This is a genomic window from Cupriavidus sp. FW305-46 (assembly GCF_058787075.1).
Window position 1 is genome coordinate 63,422 of sequence record NZ_JBYSZI010000029.1, and the last position, 20,168, is coordinate 83,589.

Below are 20,168 nucleotides of genomic sequence, written 5' to 3' on the forward strand. Positions count from 1 at the left end.
AGGGCCACGCCGCCCGGCCCTCTACGCGACGGGCGCGAGCCCCTCGCCGTCCGTGCCGGCCTCCTCGCCGTCTCCCGGCGCCAGCGGAACCTCCACCGTCAGTGCCGTACTGCCCGGCGCCGACCGGATCTGCAACCGGCCGCCGATGGCCGCCGCGCGCACGTGCATATTGCGCAGCCCGCGCCCGCCGCGCGTGGCCCCGGTGTCGAAGCCGCGGCCGTTGTCGGCCAGCGTGATCCGGATCACCTGTGCGTCCATGTCCGCGTGGGCGGTCACGGTAAGGGCCGTTGCCCGCGCGTGCTGCAGCACGTTGGTGATGCCTTCGAGCAGCAGGTATTGCAGCTCCTGCACCTTGCGCGCGGTGAAATGCGCCAGCGCGGGCAGGCGCTCGACCTCCCAGTGGATATCGAGGCCGCCATCGGCGATGCGCGGACCCAGGCGGTAGCGCAGGTTGCCCAGCACCGCCGCCAGGTCGCCGCCGGTGTCCTGCATGGCGTCGATGGAAAGCTTCAGCGAATCCAGGGCGTGCCGGACCTGCACGGCGATTTCCGGCGAGCTGGCCTTGCCGGATTCCAGCATCGAGATCGTGGTGACAAGCTGGCTGCCCAGGCCATCGTGCATGTCGCGCAGGATGCGGCCGCGCTCGCGCAGCGCGGTCTCCTCCGCGGCGATCTTCTGCGTGCGCGCGAAGGCCGCGCGCAGCTGCGCCTCGCGCTGCGCGACGCGCTCGGTCAGCACCTGGTTGGCGTCCTGCAGGCTCTGCACCGCGCTGGTGTAGCGCTCCACCAGCATCCACGCCATCACCACGCTGAACGGCACCGACACATAGCGGGTCATGGAATGGACCCAGTAGTAGTCGCCGGTCAGCCAGACCTTGATCCAGTCCGCCAGGAACAGCACCGCCGACACGCCCACGGTGGCGGCCAGCAGCGTTGCCTCGCGGCTGGGCCGGCGCAATGCGCCCCATACCATCGCGCCGGCCACGGTCAGGATGATGCCCACCTTGACCAGCCAGCTCAGCGGAAAGACCATCGGGTGGCTTGACATGGCGGCCAGCGGCGCGATCACCGGCAGCGCCAGCCACAGGTAGGCGTTGAGGGTGCGATGCAGCCAGCGCCACGGCACGCGGATCACCAGCAGGCAGAACCTGGCGATGGCGCCCAGGAATACCTCGCGCGCGGCGGCGACGACATAGCTGCGCAACTCCGCGGGAATCGCCAGGTCATCGACAAAGTAGTCGAGCAGGCGCACGCTCCAGGCGACCTCGGCCAGCCCGTACAGGCCGAACAGCGGATCGCGCTGGCGCCACCAGATCAGCAGCGCGAGGCCGCCCAGCACGACACTGAGCACCGCCGCAATCAGCGGGCCGACCACGCGCAGGCGGAAGGCCTGGTCGAACTGCGCGCGCACTTCAGCGGCCGGGCCCACCGTCACCGGCAGCAGGCCCGAGCGCGCGTAGGCGCGCGCCGCCACGGTGATGCGCAGCAGATTGCCGTGCGCGCGCGCCAGTTCGGGCGGCACGGCCGCGTAGTAGGGGCGCTTGGCCAGCGCCGACGAGGGGGCGTCCAGGCGCCCCCCGGCGGCGATCAGCACGCCATTGAGGCGCACCTCGTAGCTGCCGCCGGCCCATGGCACGAACAGCCCCCCGGGGTCAGCCGCGGGCCAGTTGCGGTCAAAGCGCAGTTCGTAGACCAGCGTGCCGGACTTGCCCGGCTGCTCCCGATCCCAGTAGTCAGGCAGCGTCAGCGGGAGCGCCGGCAGCGCCGTGCCGTCGGTCAGCGTGGCCGAGCGCGTGGCCGCGGCCAGTTCCATCGTGCCCGCGGCTGCCGCCATGCCGGGCAGCATCAGGCAGGCCCATGCCAGCAGCACGGCAAGCACGGTCCGGAGGTGGCGCGGCCGATGCAGCATGGGGTGGGGTCACAAGGACTTGAGCAGGCCCAGCTTGGCCGCCTCGAACACGGCCTCGCCGCGCGAGCGCACCGCCAGCTTGCCGTATATGTTCTTGATGTGCGATTGCACGGTATGCACGCTCAGACCCAGGTAGCGGGCAGTCTCGGCATAGGTATAGCCGCGCGAGATCAGGTCCAGGATCTCGTTCTCGCGCACCGACAGCACCACCGCGCCGGTGGCCGCGGCATCGCGCGCAACCGCCTCGGCCGGCGCGCCGCGCAGCCGGTTCACCACCTGCCGCGCGATCAGCGGGCTCATCGGCGATCCACCCGCGCGCAGTTCGCCGATGGAGGCGGCGATGCGGTCCGTGGTTTCGTCCTTGAGCAGGTAGCCGATGGCGCCCGCCTCGATGCTGGCCAGCACGTGCTGGTCGTCGCCGAACACCGTGACCACCATGCAGTCGCAGGCGGGATAGCGCTCGCGCGCGGCGCGGATCACGTCAATGCCGCTGCCGTCCGGCAGGCCGAGGTCGCACAGCAGCACGTCGGGCTGGTGCTGCGCCAGCCAGGCCAGCGCTTCCGCCGCGCTGGCGGTGCAGCCTGCCACCACGGTGGCCGGCGCATGCATCTCGACGGCCTGCACCAGCCGGCTCAGTGCCGCGGGATCGTCCTCGACGATCAGGACTCTTGTTGTGCTTGCCATGCCTGTGTTCCCGAGCCGTGCCGTTGTGCCGCCCGCTGTGCTGCTGGTTGTCCGGCCAGTCTTGCTGCCCGTCCTGCCGCATGCTGTGCCGCGTACGACGGCGGATTCTGACATATCCGCCCGCGCATGGGACGGCCGGGCGGCTCTCTTCAGGGTAAACGCCGCCGCGCTTGTCAGCCGCCCCTGACTCATCGCATGGCCGCGCGCCGTTGCCCATCCCATATTCTGGGGAGGCGCCGAACCGGCCGGCTCCTGAGCCCGTGGCCGGATAGCCCCGTTCGGGGGATACCACCCCCATTTTTTCTGGAAATAGAGCGTTTTTGCCAGTTCTGTTGGATTTTGCAGGCTGTACGAATACAATGCCCCGGCGTCAGCCGAGGGTGCTGGCGGACCTGGAGAAAAAAAGAAATGAAGACGGGAAAACTGGTGGTAGGGCTGGCGCTGGCCGGGTTGCTGGCGGGGTGTGAATCGATGGACGGCGCGATGTCCTCCATCAGCGGCGTGCTCGACGGCACCGGCGACGTGCTGAGCGGCGACTTCCGCATGCTGGCGGATCCGAAGCCGGCTTCGCTGGGCGATATCTGGTCGGACTGGAAGAAGAACGAAATCACCGCGAAGAAGAAGTGGGATTCGCAGGCAATCCTGGTATCGGGTACGGTGTCCCGCATCACCAAGGTGGATGGCCTGCGCAAGTCGGACGACACCATCGCCGTCTACTTCAAGGACTCGGTCAATCCGCAGTGCACCGGCAAGGCGCTGATGCGCGACGCGCTGATGGTCAACCAGAAGAAGATCAGCAACCTGCAGACCGGGGACAAGGTCAACGTCACCGGCGTGCTGGCCACGCGCGATTCGGAAATGGCCAACAGCAGCAATACCGAATGCTATTTCGCGTTCAGCAAGTCGAAGATCGAACCAGCGGCCAATACCACGGCAGCTGCCGGCAGCGCAGCCGCTCCCGCCAAGGCAGCCACGACCACCAAGTCGACCAAATCGACAAAGTCGACCAAGACCAGCAGCACGAAGTAAACCAGCCAAAGGCGGCGACGGGCGGCGGAATGGCCGCCTCGCCCCAGGCTATGCGTTTGGCGTCCCCCTGCCCACATCATGTGGATCCTGCGGCACGGCACGCCCGTCCGGCCCTGCATCCCTTACAAGCTCTGAAACCGTTGCACGGTAGTGCACGCCAAAGTGCCGCAAACCCCCGTCCGCGGGGCACCCCTCCACACGGTACGAATCTTGCCCCTTCCTGATTACCCGCCAGCGGTTCGCGCACGGCATGTGCGCCCGCACATGGCGCCACACGCACACTGTCAGGAAAACAGCATGGGCTACTACTACGATGAGCGCAATGCGCGCAACGCGCGCCAACGCCGCCAGGCATGGCAGGACGATGACTGGCAACCTGAATCCGAACAGGAGCGCTGGCAAGCGCGGCGTCGGCGCCAGCAAATGGCCCCGGGCCAGACCAGCTACGGCGACCCTGCCCGCCCGGACCGGGATTTCAACGAAGTGTACGGCGCCCGCAGGTACCCGGAACACCCGTCCAGCGAGCGTTACGGCAGCAACCTGCGCTACGGCCTGAACGGCGGCTATGGCTGGGAGCGTGCCAGCGAATGGCGCGACCCGCAGGCGTGGCAACGCGACGACGACAACGCCGAGCGCCAGTGGCGCCGCAGCGCCGAACGCGCACGGGATCCGCGTGAATCGCCGCGCACGCGCGGCCATGACACCCACTTCAGCGACCTGCGCAGCGACACCCGCTACTGGGTCGACCCGCACGAGGACTGGGAAGAGAAGCAGCGCTATGAAATCCGGCGCCACAGCCCGGGCTACCGGGAATATGCGCAGCGCCGCGGCTGGGAAACCGACAGCCCCGATGACGAGCGCGAAGGCTCGCATGGCGTGCTCTACAACCTGGGCCGCCGCATCGGCGAAGCCGTGGGCGACTGGTTCGGCAGCTCCGAACGCCGCACCGGCCCGCGCGGCTACCAGCGCAGCGACGAGCGCATCCGCGACCAGATCTGCGAGCAGCTCAGCTACGCGCGCGGCGTTGACGTCAGCGACGTCAGCGTCGACGTCAGCGAAGGCGTGGTGTCACTGACCGGCACCGTGCGCGACCGCGGCCAGAAGTTCTATATCGAAGACCTGGCCGACGGCACCTACGGCGTCAAGGAAGTCAACAACGACATCCGCGTGCGCCGCGAGGCCCCCGAAGCCCGCAGCACCAGCGATGTGACCGGCAGCACCTGGCGCGGATAACGCCAACGGTGGCGGGCGCTCCAGGCCGAGAACGGCCTAGGCGCCCGCCACGCCAACCTCTGCCGCCAGCCGTTCGCGGATAAACCCCAGGAACGCACGTACACCCTCAGGCAATGTGCGGCCGGCCAGCGTCTGCAGCTCGACCGCGCGGCTGCGCATGCCGCGCTCCCGGATCGAGGCGGCATGCAGTTCACCGCGGCGCAACCTGTCGCCCACGGTGACGGCGCCGGAGATCGACAGCCCGCCACCATGCAGCACGAAGCTGGTCAGGGTCTCGAAGTGGTTGGTCACCAGCACCGGCTCGAACACCACCCCGCGTTCGCCGCAAGCGATGTCGAACAGCTGGCGCACGGTGTTGTCGCCCTCCGGCAGCGCCAGGGGATAAGGCTGCATCTGGGCCAGCGTGACGCTGCGAAAGCGCGCCAGCGGATGGTCCGGCCGCATGATGGCGATCACCGGCGCGGGCTGCCGGTGCTCCACGCGGATGCCCTGCTCCGCGGCGCGGCTGTAGGTGATGCCAATGTCCGCCTCGCCATGCAGCACGATGCCGGTGACCTCCGCCGGCGGCGCCACGCGCACATGAAACTGCAGGCCCGGATAGCGCTGGCGGAATTCGGCAATGATGCGCGGCAGGAACTCGATCGCAAACCCCGCCGAGCTGGCCACCCGCACCCGGCCCCGGCGCAGGCCCTGCAGCGCGGCAATCTCTGACACCACCCGATCGGCTTCCAGCGCGCCGCGCAGGGCATAGGCTGCCAGCAACTCCCCGGCGGCGCTCGCCACCATGCCACGCGGCCGGCGGTCGAACAGCGGCACGCCGAGCAACGCTTCGAGCGCGGCGACCTGGCGGCTCACGGCCGACACGGTGACATTCAGCCGCTGCGCCGCCTCGGTCAGCGAGCCGCTGCGTATCACCTCCAGGAAATAGCGCAGCGAGGTTTCCTGCAGGCGATGCGACAGCATGGGCGGCTCCGGGGCTGGTTTGCGTTTTACGCAAGGATATTTGAAAAAATCATCGATTGCGGGAAACCATGCATCGCCCGTATGCTTTTTCCCGACACCACAGGAGACACCCGAGCCATGGCGCCCACCCAGACCCCCAATCCCATCACCGAACTCGATGCCGTCGCCCTGTCGCGCGCCATCCATGCGCGCGAGGTCTCGTGCGTGGAAGTGCTCGATGCCTTCCTTGGCCAGATCGACCGCCATAACCCGCGCGTCAATGCCATCGTGGCGCCGGTGGAGCGCGACACCTTGCGCGCGCAGGCCGCCGGGCTCGACGCCGAACTGGCACGCGGCGCCAGCCGCGGTCCGCTGCACGGCTTCCCGCAGGCGCCCAAGGACATCAGCCCGGCCGCGGGCATGGTCACCACCAAGGGCTCGCCGATCTTCGCCGGGCAGGTCAGCGAGTCCGACGCCGTGATCTTCGAGCGCATGCGCGCCGGCGGCGCGGTCTTCGTCGGGCGCACCAACTCGCCGGAGTTTGGCCTGGGCGGCCATACCTACAATCCGGTCTACGGCACCACCCGCAACGCCCTCGACCCGGCGCGCTCCGCCGGCGGCAGCAGCGGCGGCGCCGCGGTGGCCGTGGCACTGCACATGCTGCCGGTGGCGGATGGCTCTGACATGATGGGGTCGCTGCGCACGCCCGCGGCGTTCAACCACGTGTATGGCCTGCGCACCTCGGTCGGCTGCGTGCCGCACGGCCCGGGCGACGAGGTCTTCTTCCAGCAGTTCAGCGTGGCCGGCCCGATGGCGCGCAACGTGCCGGACCTGGCCCTGCTGCTGTCGGTGCAGGCCGGCTTCGATGCGCGCCTGCCGCTGACGCACCGCACCGAGGCGCCCGGCACCTTCACGCTGCCGCCCGAACGCGACTGGGCCGGCGTGCGCATCGGCTGGCTGGGCAACCTGGGCGGCCACCTGCCGACCGAAGCCGGCGTGCTCGATACCTGCGAACAGGCGCTCGCGCACCTGCGCACGCTCGGCTGCACCGTCGACACCGCGCTGCCCGAGTTCGACCTGGAGCGACTGTGGCACGCGTGGATCGACCTGCGCAGCTTCTCGGTGGCTGGCGCCAACGCGGCGCTGTACCACGACCCGGCCAAGCGCGCGCTGCTCAAGCCTGAGGCCGCATGGGAGATCGAGCGCGGCCTGGCCCTGCCGGGCACGCGCGTGTACGAAGCCCTGTGCGAGCGCAGCGCGTGGTACCAGGCACTGCGCTCGCTGTTCGAGCGCTTCGACTACCTGGTGCTGCCGGCCGCGCAGGTGTTTCCGTTCGATGCCGACTGGGACTGGCCGCACGCCATCGACGGCCGCGACATGGACACCTACCACCGCTGGATGCAGGTCGTGGTGCCGGCCACCATGGCCGGGCTGCCCGCCCTGGCCGCACCCGCCGGCTTCGGCCCCCAGGGCCTGCCGGCCGGCATCCAGATCATCGGCCCGGCGCAGGCCGACGCCGCGGTGCTGCAGCTCGGCCATGCCTATGACCAGGGCGGCGGCTTCTCGCGCGTGCGCAGCCCCTGGCTCGATTGAGCCTTCGGCTGGTCCCGGCCCCGCTTCGTATTGCTTCCGATTGCCTTCTATTCCTACAACTGCCGGCAGGAGTGCCAACGATGACCGCAATGCCCCAGAAGCCGTTTCTCGCCTGCGCCGCCGCCCTGACCGCGGTGCTGTCCGCAACGCCCGCCGCCGCGCAGGCCCAATCCTGGCCGGACCGCCCGATCCGGCTGGTGGTGCCCTTCGCCGCAGGCGGCGCCACTGACGTGCTGGGCCGCCTGCTGGCAGTCGGCCTCGGCGAAAAGCTCGGCCAGCCGGTGGTGGTCGAGAACAAGCCCGGCGCCAGCACCGTGATCGGCGCCACCCAGGTATCCAAGGCCGCGCCCGACGGCTACACGCTGCTGCTGGCGGCCAGCACCACGCTGACGCTGAACCCCGCGATCCGCCAGCATCTGGGCTACGACCCCATCAAGAGCTTCACCCCGCTGGGCCTGGTCGCCGACATGAGCCTGGTGCTGGTAGCCAATCCGGACACGCAGATCACCTCGCTCAAGGATCTGGTGACGCAGGCCAAGGCCCACCCCGACAAGTTCTCCTACGGCTCGTTCGGCGCCGGCTCCTCGGTGCATTTCGGCGCGGAGATGCTCAAGTCCGCCACCGGCATCCGCATGGTCCACGTCCCCTTCAACGGCAGCGCCCCCAGCCTGACCGCGCTGGCCGGCGGCCAGGTGCAGGTCGCCGTCGATACCGTCGTGGCGACCCTGCCGCTGATCAAGGGCGGCAAGATCCGGCCGGTGGCGGTGCTGTCGCCGCAGCGACTGCCGGCGTTGCCGCAAGTGCCGACTGTCGCGGAGAGCGGGTATCCCGGCTTCCAGATGGGCACGTGGTTCGCGCTGCTGGCACCCGCGGGCCTGCCCGCGCCAGTACAGCAGAAACTGGAGAAGGCCCTGGCCGACGTCGCCAACGCGCCGGCTACCAAGGCACGCATGGTCGAACTGGCGCTGACGCCGGCTTATGGCAATGGCGCGGCGGTGAAGGCGCGGGTGGAGAAGGAATTGCCGGAGATGCGGGCGGTGGCGGCGCGGGCGGATATTCGGGCGGAATAGTGACGCGGTAGGCGGGCCACCGGCCCGCTGCGGCTTACTCCTCCAGCACGCGCATCGTTCGCTCGCCCTCCGGTGCTAGTTGATGTAGCACCTTGCCCTTGAATACCGTCGCCCTCAGATCAGCCAGCACGTCCTTGGCCCCGCCGTAGGGGGCGAACACGTCGATCAGGAACGCCTTGTCGCCCGACTTCCAATCTCCGGGCGCCAATTGGTATGGCGGCTTGGCAAACCGCTCGACCACAGCGTCGGAGAGATAGGCCCAGGTCACGAAGGCCGTGGGCATTTCGCCCCGCATATACAGCTTGGCCTGCTCCAGGATCAGCGGCGGCATCACGCGCCATTCCAGGTCAGCGAAGAAATTGTGGCGCGTGGTTGGGTTGTTCATCATCAGCCACGACACCGGCCCCAGCAGCGGGATCTTCTTGATGACGCGCTGCGCTTGCTCGGCAGCAAACTTCATCAGCTGTTCGTTGTCGGTCGGGATAGTCATTGGATACTCGTCCTGGATTGTTTCATGCTGGCAGCAGCGGGCATGGCGGGCACTGCCGGCGTTTCCTGCTGTGCGTTATTGGTCAGCAGCGCATTCACGCTCTGCACATCCACCTCAGTCAGAGTGCCCGCCGCCGCCTTCAGCCGCATGCCTTGCAGGATAGTGTCGTAGCGTGCCTTCGCGAGATCACGCTGCGCCGCAAAGAGTTGTTGTTCGGCATTGAGCACGTCGATGTTCACGCGCGTGCCGATCCGGTAGCCGATCTTGTTCGCGTTGACCGAATCCAGGCTCGACGTGACCGCGGAAGTCAGCGCCTCGACCTGGGACAGGCCGCTCGTCACACCACCGTAAGCTTGCCGTGCCTGCGTCGCCGCCTGGCGCCGCGCCGCTTCCAGCTCTGCGCGCGACTTGTATCGATTGGCGATCGCCTCGGTCACGCGCGAGTTGACGGCGCCGCCCTGGTAGATCGGGATTGTCAGCTGCAGCCCGATGGTGCCGGACTTGACCCGGTTCTCGATGTCCGCGGGCGAGGTCATCGAACCCGAGGTGTAGTTGTTGCCATAGCCAGCCGTGAAATCCAGCGTCGGCAAGTGCGCCGCGCGGTTCCGGGACAGCTCTTTCTCGGCAACTTCGACCGCTGCCAACTGCGTGCGCACTACCGGGTTGTTCTCCCGCGCATGACCCATCCAGGCATTGACATCCTTCGGCTCGGGACCCGGCAGGGTCACGTCAGCCTTCAGGCCCGCTACAGGCTCGGGCAATGGCCCGACCAGCCGTTCGAGTTCCGCCTGCTTCGCTTCCTGGTCGTTGAGCGCCTGCACCAGCTGCGAGCGCCCCAGGTCGTGGCGGGACTGCGACTCATACACATCAGTAATGGTGGCCTCGCCCACGTCGTAGCGGCGCTGGGCGAGCACGCGCTGCTGCTCCACGGCCCGCAATTGCGCCCGGGCAACTGTCACGCTGTCGCGCGCGGTCAGCAGATCGAAGTAGGCCTGCGAGGTGCGCAGGATCAGGTCGCTCTCGGCCTGCGCGAACTGTGCCTCGGCCTGCTCGACCTGTGCACCCGCTTGTGCCACGCCGATCCAGTTGGCGACACGCACCACCGGCTGCGACAGCTGCAAGTTCCACGCCCAGCTATTCACGCTGCGGTCCGTGAACGGACTGCCCGCGAAGCTCGATTGCCCGTCCTGGCGATTGCCGTTGCCATTCAGGTTGATCGAGGGCAGCACGCCGGCGCGAGCCTGTGGCAGCTTCTCGCGTCCGGCCTCCAGCGCGTAGCGTGATGCCTCGAAGGTGGGGTCGCTCCCCTGTGCCATGCGGTAGACCGACAGCAGGTCGATGGCGCTGGCCTGGCTCGGGACAAGCGCGCCGACCGCGGCCAGCGCAGCCACAGCAGCGCTGCTCAAAACATGCATGCGTGCCATCACCGCTCCCGCAAGGCTTCATCCTTGTAGCGCATCAGCGGCGACAGGAAGTAGGAAATCATGCGGCGCTCGTCCACGCGGATATCGGCGGTCACGCTCATCCCGGGGGTAAGCGCGCCCCTGCGCCCATTGACCGAGTTCGGCGTGGCCATCGTGTCGAGCTTGATGCGCACTGGATAAATAGGGCCCAGCTTCTGATCATTGATGGCGTCGGTACCCACCCACTGCACTTCGCCCTCGATGTAGCCGAAGCGGGTGAAGTCAAAGGTCTCCACCTTGGTTATGACGCGCTGGCCGGGCTTCACGTAGCCGATGTCCTTGTTCTGCACCTGAGCATCCACTTCCAGCGCAGTGTTCTCGGGCACCACGATCGCCACCGGCTGCGCCTGGGTCACCACGCCGCCAACGGTGGTCACCGCCAGTTGCTGGACGATGCCGTCGATCGGTGCGCGCAGGGTCTGCAGGTCACGCCGCTGCGTGGCCTTGACCAGTTCCAGCTCGGCCGTGGCAGCCTTGCGGCTTTCCTCGGCCAGTTCCGCCGCATGCCGCGCACTGAACTCGGCCACCGCCTGCGCGCGCTGTTGCTGTGCGGCGTTCAGGCCCGCGCCGGCCTCGGCCAGCCGGTTGGTCTGCAACGCCAGATCCTTCCTGAGGTTGATCAGCTCCAGCCGCGTCTCGATCAGGCCGGTCTCGGCGATATGCCCGGTCTTGACCAGTTCCTCGCGCATGTCGTTCTTCCTCGTGACAAGCGGCAGGCTGGCACGGATCTGCTCCAGGCTGGCGGCGGCCCCGTCCCGGTCGGCACGCTTGCGGGCGATCTCGGCGTCGAGCGCCGCCAGCCTGGCGCGTTGCTCGGCCAGCGCGCTGGTGAGCAGCGCTTGCTGCGTCCGGGCAATATCCGCAGGCAAGCCTTCGACGGCCGGCATGGCTGGCTTGCCGTCGAGAAGCGCTGTCAGCCGCTGCACCCCGGCTACGGCCTCCCATTGGTCGCGCTGCAGCCGGTCACGGTCTGCTGCAGTGGTGGTCGGGTCGAGTTCGACCAGGACGGCGCCAGCCTTGACCTTCTCACCGTCGCGCACATGGATCTCGCGCACGATGCCGGCTTCGAGCGGCTGCACCACCTTGGACTTGCCCGACGGAATCACCTTGCCCTGCGCGGAGACCACCACGTCCATTTTCGCCATCGTGGCGTAGACCAGTGCAAGGACGGCCATGCCGCAGATACTGCCAGCGACGATCCGTGCCATGCGCGCCGGACGGCGGTTGGCGATGCCCATGGCGGCAGTAGCAAAAGCATCGGCTGCCGCTTGTTGGTCAGGCTTCATCGGTTCAGACATGGGCGGCTCCCGGCAACGGTTGTACCGGGGCCTTGTGCTTGATAGTGAGGGTTTCCAGCACACGCGACGCCTCGAACAAAGCGCGATACTTGCCCGCACCAGTGATCAGTTCAGTGTGATGGCCTTGCTCGACAAGCTGCCCGCCATCGAGCACCAGGATGCGGTCGGCCAGGCGCAGCGTGGAGAGGCGGTGTGCGACGATGAAGACGGTGCGGCCCGCGCAGATCTTCTCCAGGTTGTCGTGGATGACCCGCTCGGACTCGTAGTCCAGGCTGGCGGTGGCCTCATCGAGCAACAGCAGGCGCGGGTTGGTTGCAAGCGCCCGCGCGATGGCGATACGGGCTCGCTGGCCGCCCGACAGCAGGCTGCCGCGCTCACCGATCACGGTGTCGTAGCCTTGGGGCAAGGCGTTGATGAAACCGTGCGCTCCGGCCAACTCGGCAGCTGCCATCACGGCCTCAAGCGACAGGCCCGGATCGGAGATGGCGATGTTGTCGCGCACCGACATGTTCATCAGCGCGACATCCTGCGACACCACGCCTACCTGGCTACGCAGCCAGGCCGTGTCCACTGTCGCCAGGTCGATTCCGTCAATCGTGATCCTGCCACCAGTGGGTGAGTAGAGGCGCTGCAACTGGCGAATCAGTGTCGTCTTTCCGGCACCAGACACGCCAACGACGCCCACGACTTCCCCAGCGGGAACAGAGAACGAGACATCCGACAGCACTTCAGCGCCGTCGGCCTGATAGGCAAAGCTGACGCGGTCGAAGCGGACAAAGCCCTGAATCGCTGCCCGTTGGGTCTGGTCCGAGAACTGGCCCGCCTCGGTCGGCGTGTCCATGATGCCGCCCAGGCGCTTGGCCGCCACGCGCATCTGCTGGAACTCCTGCCACAGCGACGAGAGCTTGATGATCGGTGCATTGACCCGGCCCGACAGCATGTTGAAAGCGATCAACCCGCCCACGGTGAGGTTGCCGTCGATCACCTGCATGGCACCGACGCCCAGCAGCACCACGGTCAATACCTTGCTGGTCAGATTGATGACCTGGTTGGTCCAGTTGCCGGTATGGCCCGATTCGAATGCGGCCACCGCGTAGCGCACCAGCCGGCTTTCCCAGCGGCGCTGCCAGCTGGCTTCAACCGCCTGACCCTTCAGGGTCTCCATCGCGCCGATGGTCTCCACCAGGAACGCCTGGTTGTCGGCGCCCAGCGCGAACTTGTCTTCCAGCTGCTTGCGCAGCATCGGGCTGATGACATACGACGCGCCAAGGAAGATCGGCAGGAAGCAGATCACGATGATGGTCAGGAGCGGGCTGTAGTAGAACATGACCGCCAGGAACACCATCGCGAAGAACAGGTCCAGCCAGGCGGTCAGCGCCTGCCCGGTCAGGAAGTTGCGCGCCGTCTCCAGTTCGCGCATCGACGCGATCACGTCACCGGCGCGGCGCGAGTTGAAGTAAGACATCGGCAGGCGCATCAGGTGCCGGAACAGGCGCGCGCCCAGTTCGACATCGACGCGATTGGTCGTATGGGAGAGCAGGTACTGGCGCAAGCCAGTCAGCATCGCCTCGAACAGCGCCACGCCAGCCAGCGCCACCAGCATCACGACCAGCGTCGCCTGCGAGCGGTGGGTCAGCACCTTGTCGATCACGACCTGAAAGGCAAGCGGCGTCACCAGTGCAAAAATCTGCACGACGAACGAGGCCAGCAACACTTGCGTGAGTTCGGCCTTGTATTTCTTGATGGCCTGCCAGAACCAGCCAAAGCCGAACGCCGAGACACCGGCATTGGCCGTGCCATCGGTCAGGGATGCCACGCTGCGGCTGGCTTCGATCCAGGTATTGGCGAACTCGCCCGCGAAGGCCGCCGCGGGCACTGCCTGCGGCGGCTGGTCCGGGTCCCGCTGCACGTGGAGGGCATCGGCATCCACCTTGCCGAGCAGCACAACCCGGCCGCTGCGGGTCAGGGCCAGCGCAGGTAGTGCTGCGCGGCGCAGCTTGTCCACGCCGCCCTCGACCAACCTGGCGTCGAAGCCAAGGTCGTCCAGGCCCCACAACAGCCGGCTGGCGTCAAAGTCTTCACGCACGTCCCAGCGGCGCGCGAGGCCCTCCGGATCGGCCTTGACCTCATGCAGGCGTGCGAATACGGCAAGCATGCCAAGATTGGGCAGGGTTGGCTTCGAGCTCATGGCCGCCCCCATGCCAGGGCCATCACAGCCCAAAGCAATGCATTCATCGTTCTATCCCATCAAAAAATCAAGCGTTCCCGGCGGGTGGCGCGTTTCTCCCCCGCGGGATAGTTTTTTTCTTACTTCCAGGCTCAGTGACTGCGAGCCTTTATATGTCGAATATCAAGGTCATGATGGTTGGCCCATGCCCAAGTCCACCGCGCTGGCCTGTGCGGCGCGATCCATCATTTCGGCAAGGGTGTCCTCGCGCGGTGGGACAAAGCCGCCGGGGGCCTGGGACCCATCGGCCGTCGTCAGCAGCTTGTTCCACTGGAGGCAACTCCATTGCACGGCTTCCGCGCTGTGCGGCGGATAGGGACAAGCTGAAGACGGTGTCTCGGCGGTGGCGAGCAGTTGTGCCACGGCATCGGCGGCAAAGGCAGCATCGATCGGCTCGTTCGGCGCAATTCCCTGCTGGACCTCTTCCAGGTACAGGGCGAAGCCGGGCAGCGGCACGTCCTTGCCGGCAAACATCACGTCGGCAGCCTCGCTCTTGCTGCCATCGGTGTGCGTGACCTCCACCGTGCCAAACACAACGTTGCCATGATCGAGGTGGGCCTCCCCCTGACGCTGGAGTGCGATGGAGGCGATGCCAGCCTCATCCAGCGTCTTGTGCTCGGCCTCGCTGAACTCACCATTGGCATTGACGTCCTGCACCACCTTGAACTGGCTCCAGGCAGCGTCTTCCTTGCTGATCCTGCCGTCGCCATTGGTGTCGAAGGTGGCCAGCGCCTCAAGGTCAGTCTGCGTGCCGGGTGCGAAATTGGTCAGGCGCGTCTCTTCCACGGTGACCTTGCCATCACCGTCGGCATCGAACCCTATTACGCCATCGGTCGCGGCGGCCCATCCGATCTGTTCGGCCTGGCCGTCGTGATTCACGTCTGCCTTGACGTTGGATTGATCCGCCGCGAGCAACTCCACGCCATTGCCATTCAGGTCCATCACGAGAGGCGTGTAGCCCCCGCTAGCGTTGGTGCCCTTGTGGGTAGCGTTGATCACCACGTCCATGGATGCCCCTTGTGCATCGGTAATGCGGATGGTGAAGGGGTCAGCACCGGTGTAAGGGTCTCCCGCATGGCTCTCGTACTGCCAGTTGGCATAGCGGCTGACTAGCTCACCTACGTGGTCAAAGCCATGTTCGGTTTCCCGATAGGTGTTGGCGTAGGCGTAACCGTGTTGGGGCGCTTGAACAATCGATATGACAATGGCCGCTGTATCGCCGTCCGGATCGTAGGCAATGACCCGGCCCATTTCTCTTCGGGGATCGTTACCGGGGACAAGAACGCGATCTGAGTCATAATTCGCTCCCATCGCTACAAAGCCGTCGCCATCCATCTGGTCTAGTGCCAGTGGCCTGAGCATGCCATTCTGATAATGCGATGGTGCATAAGGCTGCCGGCCAGCATCAAACAGCCGGCCTTGCAAGGCCAGCGACAAGGCCAGTGCTTCGTCATAGACTGGCTGGAAGACAGGGCCATCACTGTATATGTACTGCCCGGCGGAGCCGGCACCTGCACCCGGACCAGCCTTGCCCACCACGACAGGGGGGCCGTCGTAATATCCAAAGATGGCGCGACCATACTCGACGGCCTCGATGATCGGCGCCTTGTTCACATGCTCAACATGCAGGAAGGCCGTGGCCCAGGTCTGCCCTCCGTAGGGATCGGACACCAGGTACTGAAAGGACGCTTGCCCATAGAAGTCGCGGTCAGGCGTGAACCGGACCTGGCCGTCGGCCTGAATCTCGACCGTACCGTGCTGCGCATTGGCAACCTGGGTGACCGTGATCGCGTCGCCGTCCGGATCCGCGTCATTGGCCAGGAACTGCGCCGTATTGATGACGAACGGCGTGTTCTCGTAGCCCGAGAAACCGTCATCAACCGCCACCGGCGTCGTGTTGATCTTCTCCAGGTTGATGGTCGTGGTCGCCGTGGCAAAGCCGCCAACGCCATCGGAGATGGTATAGGTGAAGTGGCCTTGCGCACCCGGGTAGCCGCCAAAGCCAGGCTCCGGCAGGAAGGTCACCGAGCCGTCCGCATTCAGTCGCACAGTGCCGTGCTCGGCACCGGACACGCCCACAATGCGCAGAGCGCCGTGCGGGTTGTCGATGTCGAAGTCGTCCGCCAGCAGCGCCGCCGCGGTCAGCGTGATGGCCACCCCCCGGCGTCCGTCCACGATATTGTCGTTGGCGATCGGCGCATCGTTGACTGGAGCCACATGAATAGTCGCCATGGCGGTCGAGACGCCTCCAACACCGTCGCTCACTTCATACGTGAAACTGGCATCGCCAAAGAAATTTGGATCGGGTACGAAACGGATGGTCCCATCCGGGTTCAGCGACACGGTACCGTGCGTGGCGCCGTTGACGCGGGTGATAGAAAGCGCCTCGGGCGGGTTGTCCACATCCGCATCATTGGCAATCAGTGCGGCAGCGTCAATCGTCAGCGCGGTGTCCTCGTTGCTCGCAATCACATCGTCGCGCAGCCGCGGAGCGTCATTGACGGGGGCCAAGTCAATGTCCACCCGCCCGGTGGTGATGGCGCCGAGCGGGTCCGACACGGTGTACTCAAAGCTTGCGGCGCCAAAGTAGTCCGCGTCCGGGATGAAGTTGACGGTTCCGTCGGCGTTCAGACGCACTTCGCCGTGCTGGGCGTTGCCGACCGCTACCAGCGTAAGAGTGGCTTGTGCATCGTCCACATCCCGGTCGTTGGCAAGCAAGCTGGCCGCAGTGAAGGTCGCTACCTCATCCTCATTGCCACGGAAGTCCTCGCCAGTCACGATCGGCGCGTCATTGACCGGCGCCAGATCGACTGTGGCCATCGCCTCCGTATAGCCGCCCGCGCCGTCGTGGACGGTGTAGAAGAAGGTCGCGATCCCAAAGAAGTCCTGCTCAGGCATGAAGCGGATCTGGCCTTCGGGGGTCAGCTCGACCGTGCCGTGCTGGCCGTTGCGCACCGAGAACACGGTCAGGTCTGAGCGGGGGTTATCCACGTCCCAGTCGTTGGCCAGCAGCGTCGCCTGCTCGATCAGCAGTACGGTGTCCTCGTCGGTGGCGACTGTTTCACCCGCCACCACCGGCGCGTCATTGACGGGGCGGATGTCGAGATTGACCGTGGCGGGCGTCAGTCCACCGTGACCATCCGACACCCAGTAGACAAAGCTGGCCGGCCCGAAATAATCCTGGTCGGGCAGGAACCGCACGTTGCCGTGGCCATCGAGGGCCACAAGGCCGTGCGTGGCGTCCGAAACACGCAGGATGCTCAGCACGTCGCCGATGGTGGGCGTATCCACATCGAAATCGTTGGCAAGCAGTTGCGCCGAGGTGAACAGCACGCCGGTATCCTCATCGATAGCAGCCGTTTCGCCAGCGGTGACCGGCGCGTCATTGACCGGCGCAATGTCCAGATAGACGCGGCCGGTCGCCTGCAGGCCATACTCATCCTCGACGGTGTAGCGGAAACGCGCCGGCCCCCAATAGTCGGGGTCAGGGGTGAACACAATGCGCTGGCTGCCGTCGGGCAGCAGTGTCAGGGTCACCGTGCCATTCTCGCCGCCGTAGACGTTGATCAGGCGCAGTGGCTGGGTCAGGACGTTGCGCGAGGTATCGTTGGCCAGCAGCACTGCCGCATCGATGGCATAGCGAGTGTCCTCGATGCCTGCGACCTGCTCATCGGCTACGTCCGGCGCGATGATCTGGATATCCTCGCCGTTCGGCCCGGTTGCCACGCGGTCGGGCGTTGTGATCAGGATCGTATCGTCACTTGCGGCATCGTAATTGACACCAGCCGCCGGCACTGATCCGATCAGATCCAAAGTGACTTCGACCGGCGACCCGAGCGTTGCCTCGCTGCCAAGTGGGCGCATCGCCGCTGGCAAGGCGTTGACTGTCGCCTCTACAAAGGGCGGCTGAGCCACAGTCGGTTGCGGCTGGCCCGGCGAATCAGCCGTCGTTGCAAGTTCTGACGGCAGGCGGCTGATGGTGTTGTTGCCGGATGTATCGATAGTGGGGGCTGGCGCATCGGGCTGTCCGCCACCTTCTGCCGCGTTGGCAACGCCGGCCACTGCACCCGCCGCGACACCCAGCAGCGCACCGGTGCCCGCAAGCAGGCTGTCGCTAGTCTTGATCCACTGATCGCGGATGGCAGCGAAGGCGTCAGTTGGGCTAGCTGGTGGAGCGCTGGTAACACGGCCATCGGCCAGGCGCACCGTATCGGTACGCTGCGCAGGCCTGACGGGATTCGGGTCGTCCTTCGAGCTCAGGCGGCTGTCATCTCGCTCGACACGGGTGGCAGTCTGCCCGACCGGGGTCGTGCCCTCGCCATCGGCCACGCGGTCATCGCCAGCGACGATCGCGTCTTCCGCAAGCGTCTGCTCGTGCTGCTTGTCGCTGGCAGTTCTGATGCGACTGTCGCCTTCGGCAACTTGCATCTCAGCGCTGGCGTTTTCCAAGGCTACGCCACCATGGGTATGGCCAGCTTCGCCCGTGCAATCATGGGTGACGACGGCATTCAGGATCGTCTCGCCGCCTTCCTTCGCGTGCAGCATGCCGGCAAAGGCGTCAAGCCGGCCATCGCCGTCCGTGTCCACAAAAGCCGCCTGATAGGCGTCGCCACGCACGTCCGCCGTCAGGTGGTGCTCGGTGACCGTCATGACACTTCCATCGGCGGCACGCAGGACTGGTGGCGCGCTGGTGAAGTCCAGGCTGGCGATACCCCGGTCGAGGAATGATGCGAACTCGCCCTGATCGGTCTGGCCGTTGCGGTTAACGTCCAGCCAGATGCCCAGGGCGGCAAAGGCCGGGTCGGAGGCGTCCAGCTTGCCGTCGTGGTTGACGTCGAGCCATTGCAGGCTGTTGCGGGCATGGGCGGCGGAGGCATCCAGGTCGTTGGTCAGGATCTCGTTCTGCCCGATCCCGCCATCGCCGTTCACATCGATGGAGAGGATGCCCTGGTTGGCGTTCACCCAGTCCGTCTGCTCGATGTAGCCATCCAGATCGACGTTCTTGCCGATGCGGCCAGGGTTCACACCTGCAGGCAGTGCCGGCTTCTCGTCGACCGTCAGCGCAGTAAAATGCTGGTGGATGCCGTCAGCGTCTGTCTCAGGCATGCCTGCGTCGGCCTTTGCCTCACGCCAGTCCGAGCTGTGCAGTTGCTGGCCAACTCGGGACCGGTTCTCTTCAATGCTGCCGGTCACAGGAGCGGTGACGACGCCAGATTCGCGCATGTGGGCAAGCACCGATTCCGCTTCCCATGCCGGGGCAATGGCAGCGAACGCCTGCTGCATGAACTGCTGCGCAATGGTCGCCTGGCTGGTGTCATAGCGCAAACCGGCGCCGTCATAGTAGCGTCTCTGCTCCTGGCCGTTGTCGTCGATCCACTTGAGATACAACTGACCGCCATTGTCGTTCAGGCGCGCCCCATCAGGATCGAAGATATAGCCGATGGTCGGCAGGCGCTGTGGAATGATGGCGTAAAGTGGGTTGCCGTTGGCATCCACCAGCTGGGCAAGCGACACCTGCAGGGCATCGACCAGGCTTTGCAGGATGTTGGCAGGCGTCGCGCCGCCATCCTCGGCATCGGTGGTCTTGAGCACGTGAATGCTGCCGTCCGGATTCCACACAGCGGTGGCTTCACCTTCTAGCGTCGGAAGATCCTTTGCGGACAGCATTGAGCCGATCATTGTCACGGCGATAGCCGCGAAGGCAACAGGTGGGCAATAGGACGTATAGCCTGCCACCGCCATGCCCGCAGCGATGGTACTCAGGGCCGCCCCGGCAACCTGATACTCATTGCCATCCTCGATGGCCATTACCAGCGTGACAATGCTTGCGACCAACGCCAGCCCACCAGCAATTTGCCCCGTCGTTGCAGCGCTGTCCAGCAGACTGCCCGCGGATGCCGACTCGGCCTGGAATGCAACAATTCCTTGTTCCTTGAGCGCGTTGGCGTAAATGGCTGCCGCCTGGCTGCCGAGGTTGGCACCGGCAGCAGCGATGCCCAGTCCGTTGCCGTCTTGGATGGCGTTGAACAGGTTCAGGCCGGCAGCGAGGGCGTTCAGTCCGACGCCGACGCCATCTGGCAAGAGTTTGCCGCTACCGAGGCGATCCAGATTGATCAGCATCGCTGCGCTGGCGGCCACAATCGCCTTCGTGTCGCCGGATTCGATTGCCTGGATCAGGGACAGCATGCTCTGAATACTGCCTAGAGCGTCTACCGCGACTTGACCATTGGC

12 protein-coding genes are annotated in these 20,168 nt (G+C 66.2%); 4 read left to right on the top strand and 8 right to left on the bottom strand.

Going from position 1 to position 20,168, the window contains the following annotated elements:
- Positions 1-21: 21 nt before the first annotated feature.
- Together AC3WON_RS15960 and AC3WON_RS15965 are read right to left on the bottom strand one after the other, a co-directional pair.
- Positions 22-1,908, bottom strand: a complete 1,887-nt coding sequence (locus AC3WON_RS15960; protein ID WP_492318369.1) for a sensor histidine kinase — start codon at positions 1,906-1,908, stop codon at positions 22-24.
- A gap of 9 nt (positions 1,909-1,917) precedes the next feature.
- A complete protein-coding gene (locus AC3WON_RS15965; protein ID WP_492318368.1) occupies positions 1,918-2,592 on the bottom strand; it encodes a response regulator in 675 nt (224 codons plus the stop codon).
- 408 nt (positions 2,593-3,000) lie between these two features.
- Here AC3WON_RS15965 and AC3WON_RS15970 point away from each other — a divergent pair, with 408 nt between their 5' ends.
- A complete protein-coding gene (locus AC3WON_RS15970) occupies positions 3,001-3,621 on the top strand; it encodes an OB-fold protein (protein WP_492352224.1) in 621 nt (206 codons plus the stop codon).
- 297 nt (positions 3,622-3,918) lie between these two features.
- Positions 3,919-4,854 (top strand): BON domain-containing protein, encoded by a 936-nt coding sequence (locus AC3WON_RS15975; protein WP_492318366.1) that lies wholly within the window; start codon positions 3,919-3,921, stop codon positions 4,852-4,854.
- Between the two features lie 36 nt (positions 4,855-4,890).
- Here the strand turns inward: AC3WON_RS15975 and AC3WON_RS15980 are convergent, their stop codons facing one another.
- Positions 4,891-5,817 (bottom strand): LysR substrate-binding domain-containing protein, encoded by a 927-nt coding sequence (locus AC3WON_RS15980; RefSeq protein WP_492352225.1) that lies wholly within the window; start codon positions 5,815-5,817, stop codon positions 4,891-4,893.
- Between the two features lie 117 nt (positions 5,818-5,934).
- Here AC3WON_RS15980 and AC3WON_RS15985 point away from each other — a divergent pair, with 117 nt between their 5' ends.
- Positions 5,935-7,389: an amidase gene (locus AC3WON_RS15985; protein WP_492352226.1), complete on the top strand. Its 1,455-nt coding sequence runs from the start codon at positions 5,935-5,937 to the stop codon at positions 7,387-7,389.
- Positions 7,390-7,469: 80 nt separating this feature from the next.
- The gene (locus AC3WON_RS15990) at positions 7,470-8,459 is read left to right on the top strand and encodes a Bug family tripartite tricarboxylate transporter substrate binding protein (protein WP_492352227.1); all 990 of its coding nucleotides are present in this window, start codon (positions 7,470-7,472) and stop codon (positions 8,457-8,459) included.
- Positions 8,460-8,493: 34 nt separating this feature from the next.
- Here the strand turns inward: AC3WON_RS15990 and AC3WON_RS15995 are convergent, their stop codons facing one another.
- The 5 genes from AC3WON_RS15995 to AC3WON_RS16015 all read right to left on the bottom strand — a co-directional run bounded on the left by AC3WON_RS15995 (position 8,494) and on the right by AC3WON_RS16015 (position 20,123).
- The gene (locus AC3WON_RS15995) at positions 8,494-8,949 is read right to left on the bottom strand and encodes a toxin-activating lysine-acyltransferase (RefSeq protein ID WP_492352228.1); all 456 of its coding nucleotides are present in this window, start codon (positions 8,947-8,949) and stop codon (positions 8,494-8,496) included.
- Positions 8,946-10,364: a TolC family outer membrane protein gene (locus AC3WON_RS16000; RefSeq protein WP_492352229.1), complete on the bottom strand. Its 1,419-nt coding sequence runs from the start codon at positions 10,362-10,364 to the stop codon at positions 8,946-8,948. The genes AC3WON_RS15995 and AC3WON_RS16000 overlap by 4 nt, the downstream gene beginning before the upstream one ends.
- Positions 10,365-10,372: 8 nt before the next feature.
- Positions 10,373-11,710, bottom strand: coding sequence for an HlyD family type I secretion periplasmic adaptor subunit (locus AC3WON_RS16005; protein WP_492352230.1), 1,338 nt, complete (start codon positions 11,708-11,710; stop codon positions 10,373-10,375).
- Positions 11,703-13,898 carry a peptidase domain-containing ABC transporter gene (locus AC3WON_RS16010; RefSeq protein WP_492352231.1) on the bottom strand — a complete coding sequence of 732 codons (2,196 nt, stop codon included), beginning with the start codon at positions 13,896-13,898 and terminating at the stop codon, positions 11,703-11,705. Before AC3WON_RS16010 ends, AC3WON_RS16005 begins: the two co-directional genes overlap by 8 nt.
- Positions 13,899-14,066: 168 nt before the next feature.
- Complete coding sequence (locus AC3WON_RS16015) at positions 14,067-20,123, bottom strand: tandem-95 repeat protein (protein WP_492352232.1); 6,057 nt, start codon at positions 20,121-20,123, stop codon at positions 14,067-14,069.
- Between the last annotated feature and the right edge of the window lie 45 nt (positions 20,124-20,168).